Below are 22,313 nucleotides of genomic sequence, written 5' to 3'. Positions count from 1 at the left end.
AACTAAATTTGTTTTTCAGAGTGTGTAAGGACATACTACATATAAAAATATAGTTAAAGAGATGATGAGGGTGAAAACAACTAAGAAAACATATTCGTTTTTTCAGCGGATGTGGAGAATATTAAAGTTTCAATATTATAAGTTGCTTCGATCGCCAGAAGGCGCAAAGAAAGTATCGTTAGGGTTTGCTATAGGATTCGGCTTAGAAATGTTAGTCATTTATACGGCATCGCTCGTATATGTAATATTTTATCCAATCGTCAGGTTAGCAAAGGGATCTTTTCCTGCGGCAGTTATTGGCAATATTATTGGGAAAATATCGTTTCTCCCAGTATTTTTATTTCCGCTTGCGTATGCGCTAGGAAAAATGATTTATCCATTTCATGTACAGAAAATTCATCATGAACCATTTAAGATATCGGACTTGTTTTCAAGTCACATTTTTACGATATTAAAGAGCTTATTACAAAGTGAAGTGTATGTATTAATTGGAATGACGATTTTAGGAGTTGTGTTTGGTCTCATTTCATATTTCGTTGTGCATTATTTATACGAAAAGAACCGTAAGTTACGCTTGAAGAAAAGGAAGAAACGAGTGAGAGAACCACTTGTACAATTATAAACAATGTCACATTCATTTTCTCCTTTGAATATGTTTAAGAAAAAGGAGGATAGGATAATGTATTATTATTACGTACCTCAAGTATATCCATATGTAAATTATTATCCGGTTTATGATACGAGTAGACAATACGAATTATATCGGCAACAACAATTACAGCAATTATCACAAATACCACAATTACCAACACAACAGCCTACACAGGAAAAAAAACCATATTTAACAACATGGCCATATTCCAATGTATACTATGGTAACTATTACGAATCATAAAGCTGCTTCTATTTAGAAGCAGCTTTATACGTTTGTTTTCAAAATTAAATTTTGAATGGTTTGAAGAGAATGAATGAGCTTTTCGCGCTCTTCCTCAGATAATGTTTGGAAATTTTCTTTTAGTTTGTCTAAAATGAATTGCTGATACTGATTTACTAATAATTTCCCTTCAGCTGTTAGGGAAATTAAAATGACCCGTCGATCTTTTTCGCTATAATGACGCTCTATTAGTTCTTCTTGAATAAGTTTGTTTAATAGAGGTGTCATGTTAGGCCGTGAAATCGCTAGCCGCTTGCCGATTTCGGAAACTGCTAATGTGCCGTTTTCATGCAAAAGCAGTAATACTTGTGTATGTGATGGCGGCATATGTCTTTGAGAAGAAAATTCTCCAGGAAGCATAAATTTGCGATAAAAAAGAGGCACTAGCGAAAGAAGATGATCAACAATACGTTCCCACTCGCGTGATTCCATATAAAGGCCCCCTTCCACTATCATTGTAACAAAAAAGACATGTTATAAAAATAGAATTGTTTCATGGTCGCTTTAATATTTGTAGGATAACACTTGCTTTGTAAATGTATTGGCAATAATTGCATAGCCGTTATCATTTGGGTGTACTTGGTCAAATAATAACTCTTTTTTATCATTCGATATTAATTTGCGAATTGGTAAAACGATAGATGGTTGATTTGCTTTGGAAATGGAATAAACAGATTCATTCCAGCCATCTAAAAACATATCTGCATAACTTGCGATGGAGTCATCGAGTTGTAACGGGTTATAGAGTTCTGAGAGAATGAGTAAAGCGTCCGGATTTTGATCTCGAACTGTCTTTACAATACTTTTTATATCCGCTTCAAAATGGGCTTTTTCTTTATTTAACATTTTTATACCATCTATAACACCAACATCACGATTTAAACGAAATAAATTATTTCCTCCAATATTAATTGTAATTATATTTGCTGCTCTAATTTTTTCCTTTACATCTTCTGATTGAACTTTTTTAGCGAGACGATCTGTTGTAAGACCGTTTACCCCAAGGTTTTCTACTGTAATTGGTTTATGAATTTGTGCTTCTATTTGCTTAGAAGCTAATTCAGCAAATCCACCTTGTGTCGATCCATATCCTTTAGCGAGTGAATCACCTAATACAAGATGATAAAAAGATTCGTTTGTTTGCTTATCAATCCAATTTGGGGCAGATGTTTTTTCTGTTTTTTCTTCAGATTCATTTTGTTTTGTCTCGTCGTTCTTTTCAAAATAAGAATAAGAAATGATCAGAAGGAGGAGACAAACAATTGTTAAGATGACTTTTTTCATAAATTCATCCTCCTTGTAATTGGTAATTGTATCATATTCAGCAGTATTAGCAATGTAAGGGCATATTATATGTTTATGAAAAGTTTATAATAACTTTACAGAAAATTTGTTGAAGTTTGTCAAAAAATATTGACGATAGGAAAGAACTTTATATATGATAATGTCAGATAAGGTGAAACTTTAATGAGTGGGAGCTTTATTTCCTTTTAATTAATAGTCTTCATCAATCGGGCGTTTAAGGGGACTACTCGTTAGCGCAGGGTGAAATGAAAATTGTGTCTCTAATAGAAGAAAAAAGGTATGTGGTTAGAGACAGATAGGGATTCATTTCATTATTTCTGGTAATTGTATAAGGGGGATTTTTTGTGAAAAAGTCAAAAAAAATGCTAGCTGGAGCAACTCTTGCGATTGGTGTAATGGCACCGCAAGTAATGCCAGCAACAGCTCATGCAGATGAGAACGCTGGGGAGAGTACAGTTAACTTACGAATTCTAGAAACATCAGATATTCACGTTAACTTAATGAATTACGATTATTATCAAACGAAAACAGATAATAAAGTAGGTCTTGTACAAACGGCAACACTCGTTAATAAAGCACGTGAAGAAGTGAAAAACTCTGTCCTATTTGATGATGGGGATGCATTACAAGGGACACCGCTTGGGGATTACGTAGCGAATAAAATAAAAGATCCGAAGAATCGTGTGGATCCTAGTTATACACATCCATTATATCGTGTAATGAATTTAATGAAGTATGACGTCATCTCTCTTGGGAATCATGAATTTAACTACGGTTTAGATTATTTAAAGGAAGTGACTAGTAAAGCAAAAATTCCGGTTATTAACTCGAATGTCTACAGAGATGACCATGATGGTAATGATGAGAATGACGAGCATTACTTTGATAGACCATATCATATTTTAGAGAAAGAAGTAGTGGATGAAGCAGGCCAAAAACAAATAGTGAAAATTGGTGTAATGGGATTTGTTCCACCACAAATTATGAATTGGGATAAAGCGAATTTAGAAGGACAAGTAAAAGCAAAAGATATTGTGCAAACAGCGAAAAAATTAGTTCCGGAAATGAAGGCGCAAGGTGCGGATATTATAGTTGCACTAGCGCATTCAGGTGTTGATAAGAGTGGATACAACGAAGGAATGGAAAATTCATCGTTTTATTTAGCGACAGAAGTTCCTGGCGTAAATGCAGTATTAATGGGACATTCACATACTGAAGTGAAGGATGTATTTAATGGTGTTCCAGTTGTAATGCCGGGTGTTTTTGGTAGTAACTTAGGTATTATTGATATGCAATTGAAAAAGGTAAACGGAAAATGGGAAGTGCAAAAAGATCAGTCTAAGCCGCAACTTCGTCCGATTGCTGATAGTAAAGGTAATCCATTAGTAGCATCTGATCAAAAATTAGTTAATGAAATTAAAGATGAACATGAAAAGACAATCGAATATGTAAATACACATGTAGGTAAAACGAAAGCACCAATTAATAGTTATTTTTCATTAGTACAAGATGATCCTTCCGTACAAATTGTGACAAATGCGCAAAAATGGTATGTAGAACAAGAACTTAAAAAACCAGAATACGAAAAGATTAAAGATATTCCAGTTTTATCTGCAGGAGCACCATTTAAAGCAGGTGGCCGAAACGGTGCTACATATTATACGGATATTCCAGCTGGAACGTTAGCAATTAAAAACGTTGCAGATTTATACGTGTATCCAAATACGTTATATGCTGTAAAAGTAAATGGGGCACAAGTGAAAGAATGGCTTGAAATGTCTGCAGGTCAGTTTAATCAAATTGATCCAAAGAAAACAGAAGAACAGCCGTTAGTAAATATAGGATATCCTACATATAACTTCGATATTTTAGATGGCTTAAAATACGAAATTGATGTAACACAACCGGCGAAATACGATAAAGATGGAAAAGTTGTAAATGCAAATGCTAATCGTATTGTAAATATGACATATGAAGGTAAGCCAGTAGCTGACAATCAAGAGTTCATCGTCGCTACAAATAACTATCGTGGAAGTAGCCAAACGTTCCCAGGTGTAAGTAAAGGGGAAGTTGTATACCAATCACAAGATGAAACACGTCAAATCATTGTGAAGTATATGCAAAAAATAAAAGATATTGATCCAGCAGCTGATCAAAATTGGACATTTAAACCGATTGTTGCAGATAAATTAAATACAACATTTGATTCTTCACCAAATGCACAAAAGTATATAAAGAAAGATGGAAAGATTTCATATGTTGGACCATCTGAAAATGAATTTGCGAAATATGCAATTGATATAACGAAGAAAAATGATGATAAAGAAACTGGTGAAGGAAATCCAACAACACCGCCAACAGGTGGTGGAGAAAACCAAACGACACCGCCAACAGGTAATGGAGAAAACCCAACACCACCAACAGAAGAAGGTAATAATGGTAATGAACCAAAGCAAGATGGAAACAATACTGGATCTGGACAAACTACAACAGATGATCAAAATACAAAAGAAACAACAACTGTAAGTGAAAATAAAGAAGCTGAAAAAGATGAACGTGATTTACCGAAAACAGGTGCAAGTATTGCTTCTACAATTGGAGCGGGTCTTGCGTTTGTTGGAGCGGGATTACTTATGTTATTTAGAAGAAAGAAAGCGAATAGATAGTCGAGAAATATAAAAAGGATTACCGATTTGGTAATCCTTTTTATTATATTATGAAACTGGTACTGCTTTTTCTTTTTTCCATGAAAGACCGAATCCAGTAAAACCGACGATAATGGTTACGACTGGACAAGCTAAACAGAAGATTGCGTATGGCAGGTAATCGAATGTTGGAACGCTAAGAACGTTTGTTAAGAATACGCCACTTACACCCCATGGTACGAGTGGATTAATTACTGTACCAGCATCTTCTAATACTCGTGATAAATTACGACGTTCTAAACCGACTTCATCGTATTTATTAGCGAATGCTTGTCCTGTTAAAACGATAGATAAGTATTGCTCACCAAGTAAGAAGTTTACACCAATTGCAGTTGAAGCAGTAGAAATAATTAAGCGTGTACTAGTTTTTACGAAGCTAGAGATAATATTCATCAGCTGCGCTATAATACCCATTCCTTGTAATAATCCTCCCATACAAAGAGCTAGGAAAATAAGAGCAATTGACATCATCATACTTTGCAGGCCACCGCGAGATAATAAGCTGTCAATGTCTTTGATACCAGTTTTAGAAACGTAACCGTCTTGCATAATTTTTATTAAATCAGCTAAAGAAGTGCTAGGTTTAAAAATAAAGAGAATAATAATCCCTACCACAATTCCTGCAAGTAATGTTGGAACTGCGGGTACCTTTTTAAATGCGAATAGGAACAGTAATAAAATAGGAATCAGTGTAACGATAGAAATCGTTGCATTTTTTTCTAGTGTGTTAATAAATGCTGAGAAATCAACGTTTCCACCAGATCCGCTTCCTAAAATGAAAAATGCGATAAAAGCAATAATGAAAGCTGGCACTGTTGTCCAAAGCATGTTACGAATATGTTCAAATAAATCTACACCTGTTACAGCAGGCGCTAAGTTTGTTGTATCAGATAAAGGAGACATTTTATCTCCGAAGAATGCACCAGAAATAATTGCACCAGCAATAAGAGCTGGATCGTATCCAAGGGCAGTACCCATTCCCATAAAGGCAAGTCCTACAGTTGCAGCAGTTGTAAATGCACTACCGATACTCGTTCCAACAATTGCACAAACAACAAAAACAGTTGGAACGAAAATTTTTGGAGATACAAGTTGGAAGCCGTATACCATTAAAGTGGGAATAGTTCCAGCTGCGATCCAAACGCTAATTAATACGCCTACAAGTAAGAAAATAAATATAGATGGAATGCCAGCTGAAATACTACTAATCATCCCTTTCTCCATAGTAGACCAAGAGATTTTCTTCAAGAATCCAAATGCTAATAAAAGAACGATACCAAATAAAATTGGGATGTGTGGTGAAACTTCTAATTGAATAACACTAAAACCAATACAGAAAAAGATAAAAATTGTTAAAAGAACAGACTCAATTTTTGAAACCATTGTTTTCCCCTCCTAAGTAATGTGAAATAGCTCTTTTTTATATAAAATTCGCCAATATTGTATATTTCCTTCTAAAATTTAGAATTTTGTGACAAATTACCGGTAATTGTTAGTCCTTCTATATGATACGGAAATGATTGGATAAAAAAACGTCCCTGCATATAATTATGCAGGGACGAAGAAATCGCGGTACCACCCTAGCTTGTGAAATGAATGTATCACAAAATAAAGGGTCATATGATATGCGCTTATAAAATAAAAACGCCCCTGCAATATATGCAGGGACGAAAAATTCGCGGTACCACCCTAAATTGTGAAACAGTTTCGTTTCACCACTCTTTAGACATAACGGTCTATAACCGTCTTTCACTACTCCTTACGTTTCGTAAAAGAAGCTCCAGGGGGTAATTCATAATTCGCTCTGTACTGGTTCGCACCGACCACCAGCTCTCTGAAATCAGAAATCGAAATACTACTAAATCCTATCAACGCCGATTCATATGATGTTAGTTAAATTTTTATCATATATTCATCATACATGTCAATAAAAATATGTGATATTTTTTTAGGGAAATAAAGGAGATAGGTTTTAACACTAAAAAATGTGCGTTATAATGAATTTGAAAGGGGAGGAAAGAGTGAAGAAAAAAATAATTCTTTTTACCACCTTACTAGTCATTGGCGGAAGTGCTGGCATTTACACAGCTTTTGCAGCTGAATCAGAGCAAGCGAAGCAAAAGCAAGTACAGCAGTCAGAAGTGAAGAAAGCGAAAGAAGCGGAAGAGAAGAAGTCGATGGAGAAAGCAGCTACGAAACTAGGGGTTTCTAGTGATGGAAAAACAAAAGAAGAAATTACGAAAGAAGTAAATAAGGCTAGATTTGAGCAGCGTCATAATTTATTAATTGAGCATGCGAAGCAGCTTGGAATTAATACAGAGGGAAAAAAAGATGAAGAAATTATTTTAGAAATTGGAAAGATACAGCATGGAAAGTAGAACAACTTATCGTATGATAAGTTGTTCTTTTTTAAGAACTATTTGATTTTAAAATAATTGACAGTCATTCAGATTTAATGTTAACTTTATTTGTAAACAAGTTAACATTAGGGGTGACAATTGTGACAATAAATAGTAAAACGATTGAAAAATCATCTTATACATATGAAGAATTAGCAGAGAAAAATAAAGCTTACGTATGGCACCCATTTACACAAATGAAAGATTATTTAGAAGAAGATCCTGTCATTATTGAACGTGGAGAGGGAAGAAAGCTATACGATGTAAATGGTAATGAATATTGGGATGGTGTTTCATCTATATGGTTAAATGTTCACGGACATCAAGTACCGGAATTAGATGAAGCAATTCGTGAGCAATTAAATAAAATTGCTCATTCTACTATGTTAGGACTTGCTAACGTTCCATCTATTTTATTAGCAGAAAAAATTATTGAGGTTGTACCAGATGGATTGAAGAAGGTATTCTATTCTGATTCAGGTTCTACCGCTGTTGAAATTGCAATTAAGATGGCTTTCCAATATTGGCAGCATAAAGGGAAACGAAAGAAACAAAGATTCGTTACATTAAAAGAAGCATATCACGGTGATACAATTGGAGCTGTTTCGGTAGGAGCAATAGACTTGTTTCACCAAGTGTATAGTTCGCTCTTATTTGATGCGATTAAAATGCCGTATCCATATACATATCGTTCTCCTTACGGAAATAATAGGGAGGAAATTGTAAAAAGCCATTTAGAAGAAATGGAAGAATTGTTGAAAGAAAAGCATGAAGAAGTAGCTGCCATCATTGTGGAGCCATTAATGCAAGGTGCTGGCGGGATGATTACAATGCCAAAAGGATATTTAAAAGGACTGCGCGATTTATGTACTAAGTACAATGTATTATTTATTACAGATGAGGTAGCGACTGGATTTGGGCGTACAGGGAAAATGTTTGCGTGTGAACATGAAAATGTGACGCCAGACATTTTAACTGCTGGGAAAGGTTTAACAGGTGGATATTTACCAATTGCAGTTACGGTAACGACGGATGAAATATATAATGCCTTCTTAGGAGAATATGAAGAACAAAAAACATTTTTCCATGGACATAGCTACACAGGCAATCCGTTAGGGTGTGCCGTAGCAATCGCGAATTTAGAGCTATATGAAAAAACAAATTTAATAGAAGAAGTGACACATAAAACGGATTATGTGGCAGCGCAATTAGAAAAGCTCTTTGCGTATAAACATGTAGGTGATATTCGTCAGTGCGGATTAATGGTTGGTATTGAGCTTGTGAAGAATAAGGAAACGAAAGAAGCGTTTGACTGGACAGAAAGAGTTGGTGTTCAAGTATGTAAACGCGCAAGAGAGCTGGGTATGATCTTGCGACCGCTCGGTAATACGATTGTATTTATGCCACCTCTTGCTTCTACAATTGAGGAGATTGATGATATGTTACGTATTTTGTATAAAGCAATCTCGGATGTTACGGAGGGAGAATAATGAGCGGTTTTTTTATAACAGCAACAGATACTGAAGTGGGGAAAACTGTCGTTGCCGGTGCATTAGCCGGTGTATTTAGAGAATTGGGATATAACATCGGAGTATATAAACCGTTGCAAAGTGGGCATGTTGCATCAAACCCTGAGGGAGATGCGGCAAGGTTAAAAGCATTATCAGGTGTGCCGACACAAGAAAATGAAATTTGCCCTTATTCTATTGAAGAACCACTTGCTCCGAGACTTGCCATGAAAAGAGCTGGAAGAGTAGTAAAGTTAAAAGAAATTACTGATTACTATAATGAACTATTAAAAGAGTTTAATAGCTTATTTGTAGAAGGGGCAGGTGGGCTTGCTGTCCCATATACAGAAGATGCTTTAGTAATTGATTTTGCAAAAGAATTACAGTTGCCTCTTATTGTAGTAGCTCGTCCTACATTAGGAACAGTAAATCATACAGTGTTAACGATTGCTTACGCAAAGGCGCATGGCTTAACCGTAGCGGGTGTCATTTTATCAGGTTGCAAAGAATGTGAAATGGAAAGAGTGCAAGAAAATAAAGAGATGATTGAAGAGCTGAGCGGGGTACCAGTTTTAGGATTATTACCATTCTTTGAAGGTGAGTTTACGAAAGAAGAAGTATTAGAATCTGCAAAAGAACATATTATGATTTCAAAATTAGAGGAGTTTATCCAAAATGAATCAAACGTGGCGGGCGCACCTTCAATGTAAATTACAACAATTACATGAGCAAGGGCAGTATCGTGATTTGCATGTAACAGAGAAGGCAGAAGAGACTTGGCTTATTCGAGATAAAAAAAGGATGTTAAATTTAGCGTCAAATAATTATTTAGGGTTAGCTGGAGATGAAAGGTTAAAAGAAGCTGCTATTGCCTGTACAAAAAGATATGGAACTGGAGCGACTGCCTCTCGTCTCGTTGTAGGAAATCATCCATTATATGAAGAGGTTGAGAGAAGCATATGTGACTGGAAAGGTACTGAAAGAGCTTTAATTGTAAATAGTGGGTATACGGCAAATATAGGTGCCATATCTTCTTTGGCCTCTCGGCACGATATTGTTTTTAGTGATAAGTTAAATCACGCAAGTATTGTTGATGGAATCCTATTAAGCGGGGCAGAGCATAAAAGGTATCGTCATAATGATTTGGATCATTTAGAGAAGCTGTTGAAAATGGCTTCGCCTGAAAAAAGGAAATTAATCGTAACAGATACCGTTTTTAGTATGGATGGTGATACTGCGTATTTAAGAGATTTAGTACAGCTGAAAGAGAAATACGGGGCAATCATTATAGTCGATGAAGCACATGCGAGTGGAATATATGGAATCGGCGGAGCTGGGTTATCTCATATAGAAAAAAATCTTGCTCAAAAAATTGATATACATATGGGGACGTTTAGCAAGGCTTTAGGGTGTTATGGTGCGTATTTGACAGGTGATGAAATTTATATAGAGTATTTACAAAATATGATGAGAAGCTTTATTTTTACTACAGCTTTACCACCAAGTACGTTAGGAGCAGTGCAAAAAGCAATTGAAATTGTAAAAGAAGATAACGAAAGAAGAGAGAACCTTATAGCAAACGGAGAATACTTCAGAACTAAATTAAGGGATGTTGGTTTTGATATTGGGAATAGTTCAACTCATATTGTACCGATTGTAGTCGGTTCAAATGAACATGCTTTACGATTTAGTAAAAGGTTGCAAGAGGCAGGGATTGCGGCCATTGCAATTCGTCCGCCAACTGTGCCGGTTCATAGTTCTCGAATTCGCTTTGCAGTTACATCGCAACATACAATAGCTGATTTAAAATGGGCTATTGACCGAATTATTCACATTGCGAAAGAAGAGGAGATTTTCGTATGAACGAGCTAAAGATTATTTTTATCCCCGGATGGGGAATGGAAGAGAATATTTGGGATTTAGTACTTCCGTATTTTAAAGGATATCCTGTTCAATGCGTAGATTGGCGTAATGTGAAAGAACGAAGTGAATTTGCGGAACGAATTATAGATGTAGCGCATAACGACAACGTAATTTTAGTTGGATGGTCACTAGGAGCGTTAGCAGCAGTTGAAGCTTATAAAAAGATTCAGGCAAAAGGCATCGTATTAATTGGTGGGACTGCTAAATTTACAAATACGAGCGACTATAGTAATGGATGGAATGCTTTGCATGTAGAACGGCTGAAAAGGAATTTGGCGAGAAGGAAAGAAGATACGCTCAAGCGGTTTTATGAAAATATGTTTACGAAAGATGAGCTAAAAGGGAATAAAAACTTTGAAGACATTGTAGACCGTTTTAAAGGTGATTCTATTCAGTCTTTACAACTAGGTTTGGATTATTTAATAGAAACAGATATGAGAGAAGAACTAAAAGAAATTAAAGTACCTATACTACTTATTCACGGAGAACAGGATGTAATATGCCCATTGTCTGCGGCACGTAGTATGACGGAGAATAGCAGCAGCGAGCTGAAAGTAGTAAGTGAAGCAGGGCATGCATTATGTGTGACGAATTTTGAATATTGCGCAAATGAGATAATTCAATTTGTAGAGGGGATACGACATGATCAACAAAACGTTACTACAAAAACGGTTTAATGGGGCAGCCGTATCTTACGATCGATATGCAAATGTACAAAAAAAGATGGCACATTCATTACTTTCAATCTTAAAGGAACGATATAGTGAAACGGCATCAATACGTATTTTAGAACTAGGATGCGGGACGGGGTATGTAACAGAGCAATTATCAAAGTTATTTCCGAAATCACATATTACAGCAGTTGATTTTGCTGAAAGTATGATTGCGATTGCGCAAACTAGACAAAATGTAAAAAATGTAACGTTTCACTGTGAAGATATTGAGCGATTACGATTAGAAGAATCATATGATGTCATTATTTCAAATGCTACATTTCAATGGTTAAATAATTTACAACAAGTGTTAAGAAATTTATTTCAACATTTGTCTATAGATGGGATATTACTCTTTTCAACGTTTGGACATGAAACATTTCAAGAATTGCATGCTTCGTTCCAACGTGCGAAAGAAGAAAGAAATATAAAAAATGAAACATCGATTGGTCAACGTTTTTATTCAAAAGATCAGTTGCTTCATATATGTAAGATAGAAACAGGGGATGTGCATGTTTCTGAAACATGTTACATAGAAAGTTTTACAGAAGTTAAGGAGTTTCTGCATTCTATTCGAAAAGTAGGAGCAACTAATAGCAATGAAGGATCATATTGTCAAAGTCCCTCACTCTTTCGTGCGATGCTACGCATATACGAAAGAGACTTCACGGGAAATGAAGGGATAATGGCAACGTATCATGCTTTATTTATACATATAACAAAAGAGGGGAAGAGATAAAATGAAACAAGTACAAACAAAAAGGGATTGGAAAAAACTTGCATACGACGTAGTGGAAGAGAAGATGATTACGAAAGAAGATGCAATAGCGATATTAGAAGCTGATGATACAGAAGTTTTAGAAATTATGAATGCAGCTTACATTATTCGCCATCATCACTTTGGTAAGAAAGTAAAATTGAATATGATTATTAATACGAAATCTGGATTATGTCCTGAAGATTGTGGATATTGCTCACAGTCTATTATTTCAGAAGCACCGATTGATAAATATGCATGGTTAACGCAGGAGAAGATTGTAGAAGGGGCACATGAAGCAATACGCCGTAAAGCAGGTACATATTGTATTGTAGCGTCTGGTCGTCGTCCGACGGATAAAGAGGTAAATCACGTAATTGGAGCAGTTAAGGAAATTCGTGAAACGACAGACTTGAAGATTTGTTGTTGTTTAGGTTTCTTAAATGAAGATCAAGCAGGACGTTTAGCGGAAGCGGGCGTGCATCGTTATAACCACAACTTAAATACACATGAAAATAATTACGATAGTATTTGTTCAACTCATACGTATGATGATCGTGTTGATACAGTTCAAAAAGCGAAACAAGCGGGCATTTCTCCATGCTCTGGAGCGATTTTTGGCATGGGAGAAACAATTGAAGAGCGTGCTGAAATTGCATTTGAATTACAACGTATAGATGCAGATTCTATCCCTTGTAATTTCCTTGTTGCTGTAAAGGGGACACCTCTTGAAGGGCAAAAAGAGTTAACGCCAGTAGAATGTTTAAAAGTACTGGCAATGATGCGTTTTGTAAACCCGACAAAAGAAATTCGTATTTCAGGAGGACGTGAAATCAATTTACGTTCTGTACAGCCAATCGGTTTATTTGCAGCGAATTCTATTTTTGTCGGGGACTACTTAACGACAGCTGGACAAGAGCCGACTGCAGACTGGGGTATGATTGCAGATTTAGGATTTGAGATTGAAGAGTGTGCATTATAAGATAGATGAAAAAGCAAACTTGTAAAAGGGTTTGCTTTTTTTGTAAATAAAATGTAATAAATAGTTGTGAACGCCTGTTACTATTGGTTTTTGAACGAAAAAAAGAATTTTTGTGGACGAATTTTCCAAGCCCTAGTTGTACATAGTAAATATGTAATTTATATTGGGTTGGAGGATTTTACATGTACAAATACATATTAGCGATTATGACTTGTTTAATTTTAATAAAAGCAATAAGTTCTGATCCAGTTAAGGCTGCTGAAAATCCTGAACAAAAAGAGATGCAACAAAGAATCGAACAACACTTTCGAACGAAAGCTGAACATTTTGGATTGAAAACGGAAGGAAAAGATTTAAAGGAAGTTAGAAAAGAAATTACTATTATAGAAGAAGCGAAAAAAAGAGAGAATGTATGGAGAACAGCACAAGCTCTTCATATAAAAACAGAAGGAAAAACGATGAATGAATTAATAAAAGATGTACAAAAAAAGGTGAAAAAATAAAAAGAGGCCGCAGCCTCTTTTTTTATGCCCATTGTTTTGATAAGTGAGCCATTTCAATTGCAGCAACAGCTGATTCATATCCTTTATTACCAGCTTTCGTACCTGCGCGTTCAATCGCTTGTTCAATTGTTTCTGTCGTTAATACGCCGAAAATAACTGGGATGTCCATTTGTAGTGATAAAGACGCAACACCTTTTGCTACTTCATTACAAACGTAATCGTAGTGAGTTGTAGCACCTCGGATTACAGTACCTAATGTAATAACAGCATCATACTTTCCGCTACTAGCCATCTTTTTAGCGATTAAAGGAATTTCAAATGCACCAGGAACCCAAGCAACATCAATATCATTTTCTTCTACACCGTGACGCTTTAATCCGTCTAAAGCGCCGCCAAGTAACTTACTTGTAATAAATTCGTTAAAACGTCCAACAACAACTCCAACTTTTAATCCTGTACCAACTAAATGACCTTCGAATACCATAATAAATCTCTCCTTTAATTATAAGTTTAGTAAGTGTCCTAATTTGTTTACTTTCGTTTGTAAATACGATTTATTCTCTTCTTTTGCTGGCATTTGCAACGGTACACGCTCGACTACTTCTAAATCGTAACCTTGTAAGCCAGCAATTTTTCTTGGGTTATTCGTTAATAATCGTAAACTTTGTAAACCTAAATCTTTTAATATTTGTGCTCCGATACCGTAATCACGAAGATCAGCAGGGAAGCCGAGTTTTTCATTTGCTTCTACAGTATCGAATCCTTCTTCTTGTAATTTATAAGCACGAAGCTTATTAAGAAGCCCAATGCCTCTTCCTTCTTGTCTCATATAAAGAAGAACACCTTTTCCTTCACGCTCAATTTGAGCAAGTGCTGCATGGAGTTGTGGTCCGCAATCGCAGCGATGTGAACCGAATACATCTCCTGTTAAGCATTCAGAATGAACACGCACAAGTACCGGTTCACCTATTGAAATATCACCTTTTACAAGTGCGATATGTTCTTTCGTATCTAATGAGTTAGAATAGCCAATTGCGTGGAAAGTACCGAAATCTGTAGGTAATGTAATTTCCACCTCTCTCGTCACAAGTGTTTCATGATGGCGGCGGTAAGCAATTAAATCTTCTATTGTAATCATTTTTATATCAAATTGTTTTGCGCATTCTATTAAATCAGGTACACGTGCCATCGTGCCGTCCTCATTTATAATCTCGCAAATAACTCCAGCTGGTTCGGCACCGCATAGCTTTGCTAAATCAACAGCAGCTTCTGTATGACCTGCACGACGCAGGACACCGCCTTCTTTCGCAATTAATGGAAAGATATGTCCAGGTCGATTGAAATCAGCGCCTTTTGATGCGGGGTTTAACAATTCTTGTATCGTAGTTGCACGTTCGTGAGCGCTAATCCCTGTTGTTGTAGAGACATGGTCAATGCTCACTGTAAACGCAGTATGATGTGAATCTGTATTATGAGATACCATTGGTTCTAATTGTAGACGTTCTGCGTACCCTTCCGTAATCGGTACACAAACGAGACCACGGCCATGTGTAATCATAAAATTAATTGTTTCTGGTGTAATGTACTCTGCTAAAGCAATAAAATCGCCTTCATTTTCTCGGTTTTCATCATCACATACGATAACGACTTTACCTTTTTTTAAATCTTCTAGAGCTTCTTCAATACGATGAAACATTGTGCTTCCCCCTTATAGAAATCCGTTTTCTTGTAAAAAGCTTTCGGTCATTGAACCTACTCGTTTTGTAGGTTTAGTAATAAAGCGTTCGATATATTTACCAATCATGTCACACTCAATGTTTACGATATCTCCGGCATTTTTTTCTCCAATGACAGATTCGCTTACTGTGTGCGGGATGAGTGAAATCGTTATGGAAGATTCGTCTATATCAAATATCGTTAAACTCGTTCCATCAACAGCAATGGACCCTTTCTGCAAACAATAGCGCAGCAGGTCATCAGAAATTGCTATTTTGTAATAGACGGCATTGTAATGTTGTTTTTTATTTAAAATCGTTCCGATTCCATCAATATGTCCTGAAACGAAATGTCCACCGAATCGTCCGTTTGCAGCCATTGCTCGCTCTAAATTTACTTTAGAGTGCGGTTTAAGCATGCGAAGTGATGTCGACTGCATCGTTTCAGGCATTGCATCAACTGTAAATGAAGTAGTTGTAAAGTTTGTTACAGTTAAGCAAATACCGTTAACCGCGATACTATCACCTAAGTGAACATCTGATAAAATTTTCTTTGCATGAATCGTTAATTTCATCGCTTCTCCACTTTGTTGCATGTTTGCTATCGTTCCTAATTCTTCTACAATTCCTGTAAACATTTTGTCACCTCGTTTCGGGCATTCGCAACGATTTTTATATCATCACCAATTTGTTTCATCTCTTGAATTTTCAAGGAAAGCGCATCTTGTAATTTTGAAAAACCATTTCCTCCAAATAAAGTAGGAGCATCTTTCCCACCAATTAATTTCGGGCTTATATAGGTTACAATTTCATTAAAATTGTTTGTTTTTAAGAAACTTGCATGAATCGATTGGCCACCTTCAACGAATAGAGAAAGAATTTGTTTTTCTCCAAGAAAGGAAAGAAGGTCCTCGATTTCTATATGCTTCGTTTCCATTTGGAATATAGCTATATTTTTAGATTCATAAGAAGATATCTTCTCTTTCTTTACATCCTTACCGACAATAATCCATGTCGGTGCTAAACCATCTGTTATAACATGAGAAGATGGTGGCGTTCGTAAATGGGTATCTAAAACAACGCGAATAGGATGTTTCCCACCATTTGGAATTCTTGTTGTTAAATGAGGATTATCAGCTATAACTGTATTCACTCCAACAAGAATTGCATCATGTGTATGGCGATATTGGTGAACATCAGCACGTGCTTCTTCACCTGTAATCCACTTACTTTCACCAGTTACAGTTGCTGTTTTTCCATCTAAGCTCATCGCTGTTTTGATTGTTACAAAAGGGCGCTTCGTTTTCATGTAGTGAAAAAAGTAGCGATTTAATAAAACTGCTTCTGCTTCAAGAACACCGGTAGTTACTTCAATTCTAGCTTCCTCTAATCTTCTTTTTCCGTTACCAGAAACGAGCGGATTACAATCGAGAGTAGCAATTACAACACGCTTAACTCCTTTTTCGATGAGCAATTCACAACAAGGTGGTGTTTTTCCAAAGTGGCTACACGGTTCCAGTGTTACATAAACGGTAGCGTCTTTGGCGTTCTGACCAGCCATTTGAAGGGCATGAACTTCTGCGTGTTCTTCACCAGCTCGTAAATGAGCCCCCATACCAACGATGTTTCCATCTTTTACAACAACAGCACCAACCATAGGATTTGGACTTGTTTGTCCTGATGTCCCTTCTGCTAACTGCAGGGCAATCCTCATATATTCTTGATCTGTCATTTTCTTCACCTCTCCTAAAAAAATCAAAAACCCCAAGGATTTAATATCCTTGGGGTTTGGGAGACGTGATTTCTAGAAATATAGTTTGAATACGAAAGCATAGGAAAGAAACCTAACGATAATTGATATTTCTGCATAAGGAAAAAACCTAGCAAAATATCGAATTTTTAAACGCTAGTTGTCTCTTTTTATTTCAGTATAAAAAATAAGTATAGAAAATTAAACATATATAAAGAATCAAAATGAATCTTTAAAAATATGCATACTGAAATAAAAGTGTATTCACTATATAAAAAACTAGAAACATATCCTTCTCCCATCCAGACTATACTGTCGGCCCTAGAGTTTCACTAGATCCACCGTTTTCGAGTTGAAAACGGGTCACGGACTTAGAAGTTTTCACTTCATCACCGCCGGTTGGGAATTTCACCCGACCCCGAAGGATGCTGTTTGCTCAAATTATAGCACAAAAAAAATAAAAGGCTAGTAAAAAATATTCGAATGTGAAGAATTGTGTGAAAATATATGCAGGCTGGAATGGAAATAAAAGTATTAGAAATGTTGTAAGGAGAAGGGATATAACGGAGTTGCTAAAAAGAAAAAACATGCACAAAAAATGTGCATGTCACATGTAAAATTATTCTGCCTCTGGTGCTCTAACAACAGACTCGAATTTACCTTTATGCGAAGCGTCGCAATAAGGCATATTTTTTGATAAACCACAACGGCATAAAGAAAATGCCGGTTTTGCTGGGAATACATTCCCTTGTGAGTCGACTAATTCCACGTCCCCTGTAACGCGAAAAGAGCCATTATCATTTACTTTAATTTGTACTTTTGCCAACGTTATCCCTCCTTCCCAAACGCTTAATTTCATCATATAATCAAGGGAAGTGCTTGACAATATAAAAAGAGCACTTTGTTTGAGAAAGAAGAGAGTGTTATAATAGTTTTCATAACTGACTAGAGTAAGGTGACGAGAGATGGATAAACAATTACATACATTACGAAACATTGCAAATGAGCGCACGTGGGCATCATTTTTGAATGATAATCATCCATATAGTTTGTTACATTGGTCCATTGCAGGTGTAGGGCAAGAGGCAAAGGATGTTTGGTTACTTCAAGATGAAGTAACATTTCAAACGACAGAATTCCCAACGTTAGATGATGCAATGCAATGGATTTCTGAAAATATGGAACAAGTTACAGACGTTTTAGCGCAATAAAAAACAGGCTTATGCAAGCCTGTTTTTTGTTTCTTTCACATATGTGTTTAAAAATTGATCGACGGCTGCTTCGTACTCTTCTTTATTTTCGTTATAAGAGCAAGCGTGTGCACCGTGTTCTGCAATATAAAGCTGCTTATTATTTTCTTTCGCTTCATATAACGCTTTTGTCATATCAGCTAAAATATAGTCGTCATCTTTACTATGAATAAAGAGAACGGGATTGTTAATGTTTTTTATACAGTCGATTGGTGAAACTTCACGAATTGTATAACCGTCACGAACTTTCAAAAATGCGTTTGCTAAAGGTAATAAAGGCCATTTTGGTAAATGGAATTCAACCTTTAAACGGTGCTGTAATTGTCCGCGAAAATCAGAGAAAGGACAATCTGCAATATAGAAATCAGCACCATCTTCTACAAGTCCTGCGTATTGAAGAAGTGTTGCAGCTCCCATAGATTCACCATGAATACCAAGTGTAATATTGGTGCCAAAACGGTTTTTTAGCCAGTCAACTACGGATTTTAAATCATGTTTTTCATAGTATCCATAGCTTGTTGTTTTTCCGCCAGTTTTACCGTGACGACGATGATCGTAAATGAGGACGTTATATCCCCTTTTTAAGAATAAGTTTGCATATTTTACAGAGTTTATTTTATTTACAGTTACACCGTGGCAAAAAACCATAAACTTATTGGTGGAATGACTAGCAGGAATGTAATATCCGTGAAGGTCGTATCCGAATTGTGAAGGGATATGAATTTCTTCTTTATGAAGAGCATCAAAATCCTCTATACGAAAATGTTTTTTCGTTTCTCTTTCGAGTACTTCTTCCTCTGTTTTTTTCTTTAAGTACATCACTTTATTTGTAAAGAAAATCCCAAGGGCAGTTATTGCACCTAGTATAGTAAACAATGCTGCAAAAAAACGTTTCATACTTTACCTCATCCTCCAAATACCGTTACATGTGATACACTTATATTGTATCACAATGATATAAAAGGGGAGAAATAGGAAATGCTGCATATACAAAAAATTACGCCAGCGATGAAAGAAACAATCCGAATGTTTATGTGTGAGAACTGGGGAAGTTCATTGATGGTTTCACGTGGTAAGGGACATCAGTTAGAAGAGTTGCCAGGATTTGTTGCGCTCTCAGATGACAGAATAATCGGAATTATAACGTATGAAGTGACCGGAAATATATGCGAAATTGTATCGCTAGATAGCTTTGAAGAAAGAAAAGGAATAGGGACGAAACTTGTGGATTGTGTATTACAAGTTGCAGAAGAAGAACGGTGCAGACAGGTTTTGCTTATTACAACAAATGATAATATGAATGCGTTACGATTTTACCAAAAACGTAATTTTGTAATGACTAATTTATATGTGAATGCGGTAGAGGAGGCACGAAAAATAAAGAAAGAAATTCCACGTATGGGATATGATAATATCCCTATTTTACATGAAATTCAGTTGGAGTATCGTTTAGTGAAATGATGTAACAATTTTCAGAAATGTGAGTTATTAATCTTGACGGATAGTGTAATTTAGGTTACCGTAAAATTGTAATCTATTACCATATTAAGGGGTGACGATGTGGCAACTATACGTGATGTTGCAAAATTGGCAGGTGTTTCAGTCGCAACCGTTTCACGAGTTATTAATGAAAAAGGATACGTTCATGAGGACACAGTAAAACAAGTAAAGGAAGCAATTGAAGAATTACGTTATAGGCCAAACAGTGCAGCGAAGCCACTATTTAAAGAGAATTCAACGATAATTGCATTACTTGTAGATAATTTATGTAACCAATCAAACATCACTTTGCTACATTGTATTGAGGAAATAGCATATAAAGAAGGCTATCAAATCATTATTTGTAATATAGAGAATAAAGATAGATACATACATATGCTGAAGCAAAATAACATTGCAGGTGTTATTTTGACGAGAGCAGTTTTTAAAAGTGTAGGAGAAATTCCATTTCCGTTTGTTGTGATCGATGAGCAACAATCACATGGAAATTATTATGAAAGTGGACAGAGAGCTGTTTCTTTATTAAAAGAGAAAGGGTGTCACTTTCTTGCATATTTCGGTGAGGGAGAAGGAAGTGAAGAAATGGAAGATCATATAGCAGGGTTTTTAGACGCTGTTTGGGATGAAGGAATCTCTTATCGAGAAGAATGTGTACAAGGGTATACAAATAAACAATTTATTACATTATTGCAAAACAATCCGTATATAGATGGAATTGTAGCCTCAAGTGATCAGATTGCTATTGAGTTAATTCGGTCAGCGAGATTTCTAAATATACATATACCAGATAAATTAAAAATTGTTGGACCGAATGGGAGTATAGAGTGTGAATGGATAGGTTCATCACTACCGACAATTGAAAGCTATGTCAAAGATAACGGAAAAGTAGCTTTTCAACAATTAAAAGGAAAAATAAAAAAGTAAAAGGTGCGTTTTATACGCACCTTTTTATAATGTAATTGCGGCAATAAAGCCAAATATAAGTAACGGTATATTGTAATGTAGAAAAGTGGGTACACATGTATCCCATATATGATGGTGCTGACCATCAGCATTTAAACCGGATGTTGGTCCAAGGGTACTATCCGATGCTGGAGATCCTGCGTCACCTAGTGCTCCGGCTGTACCGATAATTGCAATTGTGGCCATTGGACTAAATCCAAGCTGAATGCAAAGAGGTACAAAAATGGTTGTTAAGATAGGGATGGTTGAAAAGGATGAACCAATTCCCATCGTAACGAGAAGTCCAATAACGAGCATAAGAAATGCAGCGAGTGGTTTGTTATTTCCAATTATATGTGCACTCGTTTGCACTAGAGATTCAACATGTCCTGTTTTTCGAAGAACAGCGCCGAATCCAGCGGCAGCAATCATAACAAAGCCAATAAAGGACATCATACGCATTCCGCTTGTTAATATCGCATCTGCTTCTTTAAGTGGTAGACTGCCACTAACTGATAAGACGATAATACCTGCTAAAGCACCGAAAATCATTGATTCTGTTGTTAATTGAACAGTTAATGTAGCAATGATAGATAATAAACCGAAAGTAATGCTACGTTTTGTATAGGGAACGATTTCATTTTCGGTAGTATGAATTTGTTCTGTTTCATACGTACGAGGTTTTCGGTACGTAATAAATACCGCTACACATAATCCAATAATCATACCAATTGCTGGAATAGTCATTGCTTTTGGAATAAGTGTGACATCAAATGTAAGGCCGCTTTGCGCAGCGTTGGTTTGTAATACGTCATGATAAATTTTTCCGAATCCTGCAGGGATCCACATATAAGGAGTAATCAATCCAAATGTAATAATACATGTGACAAGTCTGCGATCCACTTTCAGCTCATTTAATACTTTTAAAAGTGCTGGAATTAAGATGGGGATGAAAGCAATGTGAACAGGAATCACATTTTGTGAGAAACAAGCCATCGTTAAAATAATGAATAAAATAAGTATTTTAGAATAAACTTGTTTTTTCGTGTCTTGTTCATTGCCAATCCATTTTAATGCAGTTTGAATCATAGCATCTGGAAGTCCTGTTTTGGAAAGGGAAATAGCGAAACCACCAAGCATTGCATAACTTAAAGCGATTGGAGCACTGTTTCCAAGACCAGTTGTAAAAGTGTTAATCGTTTCTGAAATACCGAGTCCGCCGATAAGTCCGCCTGTTAAAGCTCCAACAATGATGGCGACAATGACCTGGACACGTAACAAACTAAGCAATAGCATAATTGCTACTGCGACGAGTACAGCGTTCATAATAAATGTAATCTCCCTAAATTTTTATTCTGTTAAGACAAGTAAATATGAAACATTTTGCTATGTTTATACATGCTTGCGACATATTATTATAAAATGTT

24 protein-coding genes, 1 riboswitch and 1 other annotated feature are annotated in these 22,313 nt (G+C 36.0%); of the genes, 14 read left to right on the top strand and 10 right to left on the bottom strand.

Features of this window, described 5'->3' with window-relative positions:
* Positions 1-61 precede the first annotated feature (61 nt).
* Positions 62-622, top strand: a complete 561-nt coding sequence (locus GBN91_RS01800) for a DUF2062 domain-containing protein (protein WP_002026296.1) — start codon at positions 62-64, stop codon at positions 620-622.
* A gap of 57 nt (positions 623-679) precedes the next feature.
* Positions 680-895: a hypothetical protein gene (locus GBN91_RS01795; RefSeq protein ID WP_000291957.1), complete on the top strand. Its 216-nt coding sequence runs from the start codon at positions 680-682 to the stop codon at positions 893-895.
* Positions 896-919: 24 nt separating this feature from the next.
* Here GBN91_RS01795 and GBN91_RS01790 read toward each other — a convergent pair whose 3' ends face one another.
* Entirely contained in the window at positions 920-1,366 is a 447-nt protein-coding gene (locus GBN91_RS01790; protein WP_000445819.1) for a MarR family winged helix-turn-helix transcriptional regulator, read from the bottom strand.
* 72 nt (positions 1,367-1,438) lie between these two features.
* Entirely contained in the window at positions 1,439-2,218 is a 780-nt protein-coding gene (locus tag GBN91_RS01785; protein ID WP_000755850.1) for a GDSL-type esterase/lipase family protein, read from the bottom strand.
* A gap of 365 nt (positions 2,219-2,583) precedes the next feature.
* On the opposite strand from GBN91_RS01785, the gene cpdB reads away from it, so the two are divergent.
* A complete protein-coding gene (gene cpdB, locus GBN91_RS01780; RefSeq protein ID WP_152121222.1) occupies positions 2,584-4,905 on the top strand; it encodes a bifunctional 2',3'-cyclic-nucleotide 2'-phosphodiesterase/3'-nucleotidase in 2,322 nt (773 codons plus the stop codon).
* A 48-nt stretch (positions 4,906-4,953) separates the two neighbouring features.
* Here the strand turns inward: cpdB and nhaC are convergent, their stop codons facing one another.
* Positions 4,954-6,327 (bottom strand): Na+/H+ antiporter NhaC, encoded by a 1,374-nt coding sequence (nhaC, locus tag GBN91_RS01775; protein ID WP_000253730.1) that lies wholly within the window; start codon positions 6,325-6,327, stop codon positions 4,954-4,956.
* Between the two features lie 277 nt (positions 6,328-6,604).
* Positions 6,605-6,825: a binding site (T-box leader), on the bottom strand.
* Between the two features lie 140 nt (positions 6,826-6,965).
* On the opposite strand from nhaC, the gene GBN91_RS01770 reads away from it, so the two are divergent.
* The 8 genes from GBN91_RS01770 (at position 6,966) to GBN91_RS01735 (ending at position 13,729) form a co-directional block, all read left to right on the top strand.
* A complete protein-coding gene (locus GBN91_RS01770) occupies positions 6,966-7,322 on the top strand; it encodes a hypothetical protein (RefSeq protein WP_152121221.1) in 357 nt (118 codons plus the stop codon).
* A gap of 77 nt (positions 7,323-7,399) precedes the next feature.
* Positions 7,400-8,833 carry an adenosylmethionine--8-amino-7-oxononanoate transaminase gene (gene bioA / locus GBN91_RS01765; protein ID WP_070179489.1) on the top strand — a complete coding sequence of 478 codons (1,434 nt, stop codon included), beginning with the start codon at positions 7,400-7,402 and terminating at the stop codon, positions 8,831-8,833.
* Positions 8,833-9,561 carry a dethiobiotin synthase gene (gene bioD / locus GBN91_RS01760; protein ID WP_000012496.1) on the top strand — a complete coding sequence of 243 codons (729 nt, stop codon included), beginning with the start codon at positions 8,833-8,835 and terminating at the stop codon, positions 9,559-9,561. The genes bioA and bioD overlap by 1 nt, the downstream gene beginning before the upstream one ends.
* Positions 9,527-10,714, top strand: a complete 1,188-nt coding sequence (gene bioF / locus GBN91_RS01755) for an 8-amino-7-oxononanoate synthase (protein ID WP_070179487.1) — start codon at positions 9,527-9,529, stop codon at positions 10,712-10,714. The genes bioD and bioF overlap by 35 nt, the downstream gene beginning before the upstream one ends.
* The gene (locus GBN91_RS01750; protein ID WP_070179486.1) at positions 10,711-11,451 is read left to right on the top strand and encodes an alpha/beta fold hydrolase; all 741 of its coding nucleotides are present in this window, start codon (positions 10,711-10,713) and stop codon (positions 11,449-11,451) included. Before bioF ends, GBN91_RS01750 begins: the two co-directional genes overlap by 4 nt.
* On the top strand, positions 11,417-12,226 hold the full coding sequence (bioC, locus tag GBN91_RS01745) for a malonyl-ACP O-methyltransferase BioC (RefSeq protein WP_000608914.1): 810 nt from the start codon (positions 11,417-11,419) through the stop codon (positions 12,224-12,226). The genes GBN91_RS01750 and bioC overlap by 35 nt, the downstream gene beginning before the upstream one ends.
* A 1-nt stretch (position 12,227) precedes the next feature.
* Positions 12,228-13,226, top strand: coding sequence for a biotin synthase (bioB, locus tag GBN91_RS01740; RefSeq protein WP_000815858.1), 999 nt, complete (start codon positions 12,228-12,230; stop codon positions 13,224-13,226).
* A 182-nt stretch (positions 13,227-13,408) separates the two neighbouring features.
* A complete protein-coding gene (locus GBN91_RS01735) occupies positions 13,409-13,729 on the top strand; it encodes a hypothetical protein (RefSeq protein ID WP_000280032.1) in 321 nt (106 codons plus the stop codon).
* 22 nt (positions 13,730-13,751) lie between these two features.
* Here the strand turns inward: GBN91_RS01735 and ribH are convergent, their stop codons facing one another.
* The 5 genes from ribH to GBN91_RS01710 form a co-directional block, all read right to left on the bottom strand.
* Positions 13,752-14,213, bottom strand: coding sequence for a 6,7-dimethyl-8-ribityllumazine synthase (gene ribH / locus GBN91_RS01730; RefSeq protein WP_000230895.1), 462 nt, complete (start codon positions 14,211-14,213; stop codon positions 13,752-13,754).
* A gap of 18 nt (positions 14,214-14,231) precedes the next feature.
* Positions 14,232-15,425 (bottom strand): bifunctional 3,4-dihydroxy-2-butanone 4-phosphate synthase/GTP cyclohydrolase II, encoded by a 1,194-nt coding sequence (gene ribBA, locus GBN91_RS01725; protein WP_006921466.1) that lies wholly within the window; start codon positions 15,423-15,425, stop codon positions 14,232-14,234.
* A gap of 12 nt (positions 15,426-15,437) precedes the next feature.
* Positions 15,438-16,082 (bottom strand): riboflavin synthase subunit alpha, encoded by a 645-nt coding sequence (gene ribE / locus GBN91_RS01720; protein ID WP_000493900.1) that lies wholly within the window; start codon positions 16,080-16,082, stop codon positions 15,438-15,440.
* The gene (ribD, locus tag GBN91_RS01715) at positions 16,064-17,176 is read right to left on the bottom strand and encodes a bifunctional diaminohydroxyphosphoribosylaminopyrimidine deaminase/5-amino-6-(5-phosphoribosylamino)uracil reductase RibD (protein WP_000131988.1); all 1,113 of its coding nucleotides are present in this window, start codon (positions 17,174-17,176) and stop codon (positions 16,064-16,066) included. Before ribD ends, ribE begins: the two co-directional genes overlap by 19 nt.
* A gap of 304 nt (positions 17,177-17,480) precedes the next feature.
* Positions 17,481-17,624: riboswitch (FMN riboswitch) on the bottom strand.
* Between the two features lie 189 nt (positions 17,625-17,813).
* Positions 17,814-18,020 carry a CDGSH iron-sulfur domain-containing protein gene (locus GBN91_RS01710; RefSeq protein ID WP_001151582.1) on the bottom strand — a complete coding sequence of 69 codons (207 nt, stop codon included), beginning with the start codon at positions 18,018-18,020 and terminating at the stop codon, positions 17,814-17,816.
* A 139-nt stretch (positions 18,021-18,159) separates the two neighbouring features.
* On the opposite strand from GBN91_RS01710, the gene GBN91_RS01705 reads away from it, so the two are divergent.
* Complete coding sequence (locus GBN91_RS01705) at positions 18,160-18,405, top strand: DUF2552 family protein (protein ID WP_000360793.1); 246 nt, start codon at positions 18,160-18,162, stop codon at positions 18,403-18,405.
* Between the two features lie 9 nt (positions 18,406-18,414).
* Here GBN91_RS01705 and GBN91_RS01700 read toward each other — a convergent pair whose 3' ends face one another.
* Positions 18,415-19,341, bottom strand: a complete 927-nt coding sequence (locus GBN91_RS01700) for an alpha/beta hydrolase (protein WP_152121220.1) — start codon at positions 19,339-19,341, stop codon at positions 18,415-18,417.
* Between the two features lie 81 nt (positions 19,342-19,422).
* Between GBN91_RS01700 and GBN91_RS01695 the strand changes: the two genes are divergently transcribed.
* Positions 19,423-19,905 carry a GNAT family N-acetyltransferase gene (locus GBN91_RS01695; protein ID WP_070179483.1) on the top strand — a complete coding sequence of 161 codons (483 nt, stop codon included), beginning with the start codon at positions 19,423-19,425 and terminating at the stop codon, positions 19,903-19,905.
* Between the two features lie 99 nt (positions 19,906-20,004).
* Positions 20,005-20,868 (top strand): LacI family DNA-binding transcriptional regulator, encoded by an 864-nt coding sequence (locus GBN91_RS01690; RefSeq protein WP_139019721.1) that lies wholly within the window; start codon positions 20,005-20,007, stop codon positions 20,866-20,868.
* Positions 20,869-20,892: 24 nt separating this feature from the next.
* Here the strand turns inward: GBN91_RS01690 and GBN91_RS01685 are convergent, their stop codons facing one another.
* The gene (locus GBN91_RS01685) at positions 20,893-22,212 is read right to left on the bottom strand and encodes a Na+/H+ antiporter family protein (RefSeq protein WP_000994816.1); all 1,320 of its coding nucleotides are present in this window, start codon (positions 22,210-22,212) and stop codon (positions 20,893-20,895) included.
* Positions 22,213-22,313 lie beyond the last annotated feature (101 nt).

The organism is Bacillus sp. B1-WWTP-T-0.5-Post-4, from assembly GCF_009183795.1.
Lineage (GTDB): Bacteria > Bacillota > Bacilli > Bacillales > Bacillaceae_G > Bacillus_A > Bacillus_A cereus.
The sequence above is the reverse complement of the archived record's forward strand: the minus strand, read 5'-3'. Positions and strand labels throughout refer to the sequence as shown.

Coding starts and splice junctions, on each gene's coding strand:
- GBN91_RS01800 (WP_002026296.1), top strand. CDS start 62: ATGATGAGGGTGAAAACAACTAAGAAAACATATTCGTTTTTTCAGCGG.
- GBN91_RS01795 (WP_000291957.1), top strand. CDS start 680: ATGTATTATTATTACGTACCTCAAGTATATCCATATGTAAATTATTAT.
- GBN91_RS01790 (WP_000445819.1), bottom strand. CDS start 1,366: ATGGAATCACGCGAGTGGGAACGTATTGTTGATCATCTTCTTTCGCTA.
- GBN91_RS01785 (WP_000755850.1), bottom strand. CDS start 2,218: ATGAAAAAAGTCATCTTAACAATTGTTTGTCTCCTCCTTCTGATCATT.
- nhaC (WP_000253730.1), bottom strand. CDS start 6,327: ATGGTTTCAAAAATTGAGTCTGTTCTTTTAACAATTTTTATCTTTTTC.
- bioA (WP_070179489.1), top strand. CDS start 7,400: ATGTTAACTTTATTTGTAAACAAGTTAACATTAGGGGTGACAATTGTG.
- bioD (WP_000012496.1), top strand. CDS start 8,833: ATGAGCGGTTTTTTTATAACAGCAACAGATACTGAAGTGGGGAAAACT.
- bioF (WP_070179487.1), top strand. CDS start 9,527: ATGAATCAAACGTGGCGGGCGCACCTTCAATGTAAATTACAACAATTA.
- GBN91_RS01750 (WP_070179486.1), top strand. CDS start 10,711: ATGAACGAGCTAAAGATTATTTTTATCCCCGGATGGGGAATGGAAGAG.
- bioC (WP_000608914.1), top strand. CDS start 11,417: ATGATCAACAAAACGTTACTACAAAAACGGTTTAATGGGGCAGCCGTA.
- bioB (WP_000815858.1), top strand. CDS start 12,228: ATGAAACAAGTACAAACAAAAAGGGATTGGAAAAAACTTGCATACGAC.
- GBN91_RS01735 (WP_000280032.1), top strand. CDS start 13,409: ATGTACAAATACATATTAGCGATTATGACTTGTTTAATTTTAATAAAA.
- ribH (WP_000230895.1), bottom strand. CDS start 14,213: ATGGTATTCGAAGGTCATTTAGTTGGTACAGGATTAAAAGTTGGAGTT.
- ribBA (WP_006921466.1), bottom strand. CDS start 15,425: ATGTTTCATCGTATTGAAGAAGCTCTAGAAGATTTAAAAAAAGGTAAA.
- ribE (WP_000493900.1), bottom strand. CDS start 16,082: ATGTTTACAGGAATTGTAGAAGAATTAGGAACGATAGCAAACATGCAA.
- ribD (WP_000131988.1), bottom strand. CDS start 17,176: ATGACAGATCAAGAATATATGAGGATTGCCCTGCAGTTAGCAGAAGGG.
- GBN91_RS01705 (WP_000360793.1), top strand. CDS start 18,160: ATGGATAAACAATTACATACATTACGAAACATTGCAAATGAGCGCACG.
- GBN91_RS01700 (WP_152121220.1), bottom strand. CDS start 19,341: ATGAAACGTTTTTTTGCAGCATTGTTTACTATACTAGGTGCAATAACT.
- GBN91_RS01695 (WP_070179483.1), top strand. CDS start 19,423: ATGCTGCATATACAAAAAATTACGCCAGCGATGAAAGAAACAATCCGA.
- GBN91_RS01685 (WP_000994816.1), bottom strand. CDS start 22,212: ATGAACGCTGTACTCGTCGCAGTAGCAATTATGCTATTGCTTAGTTTG.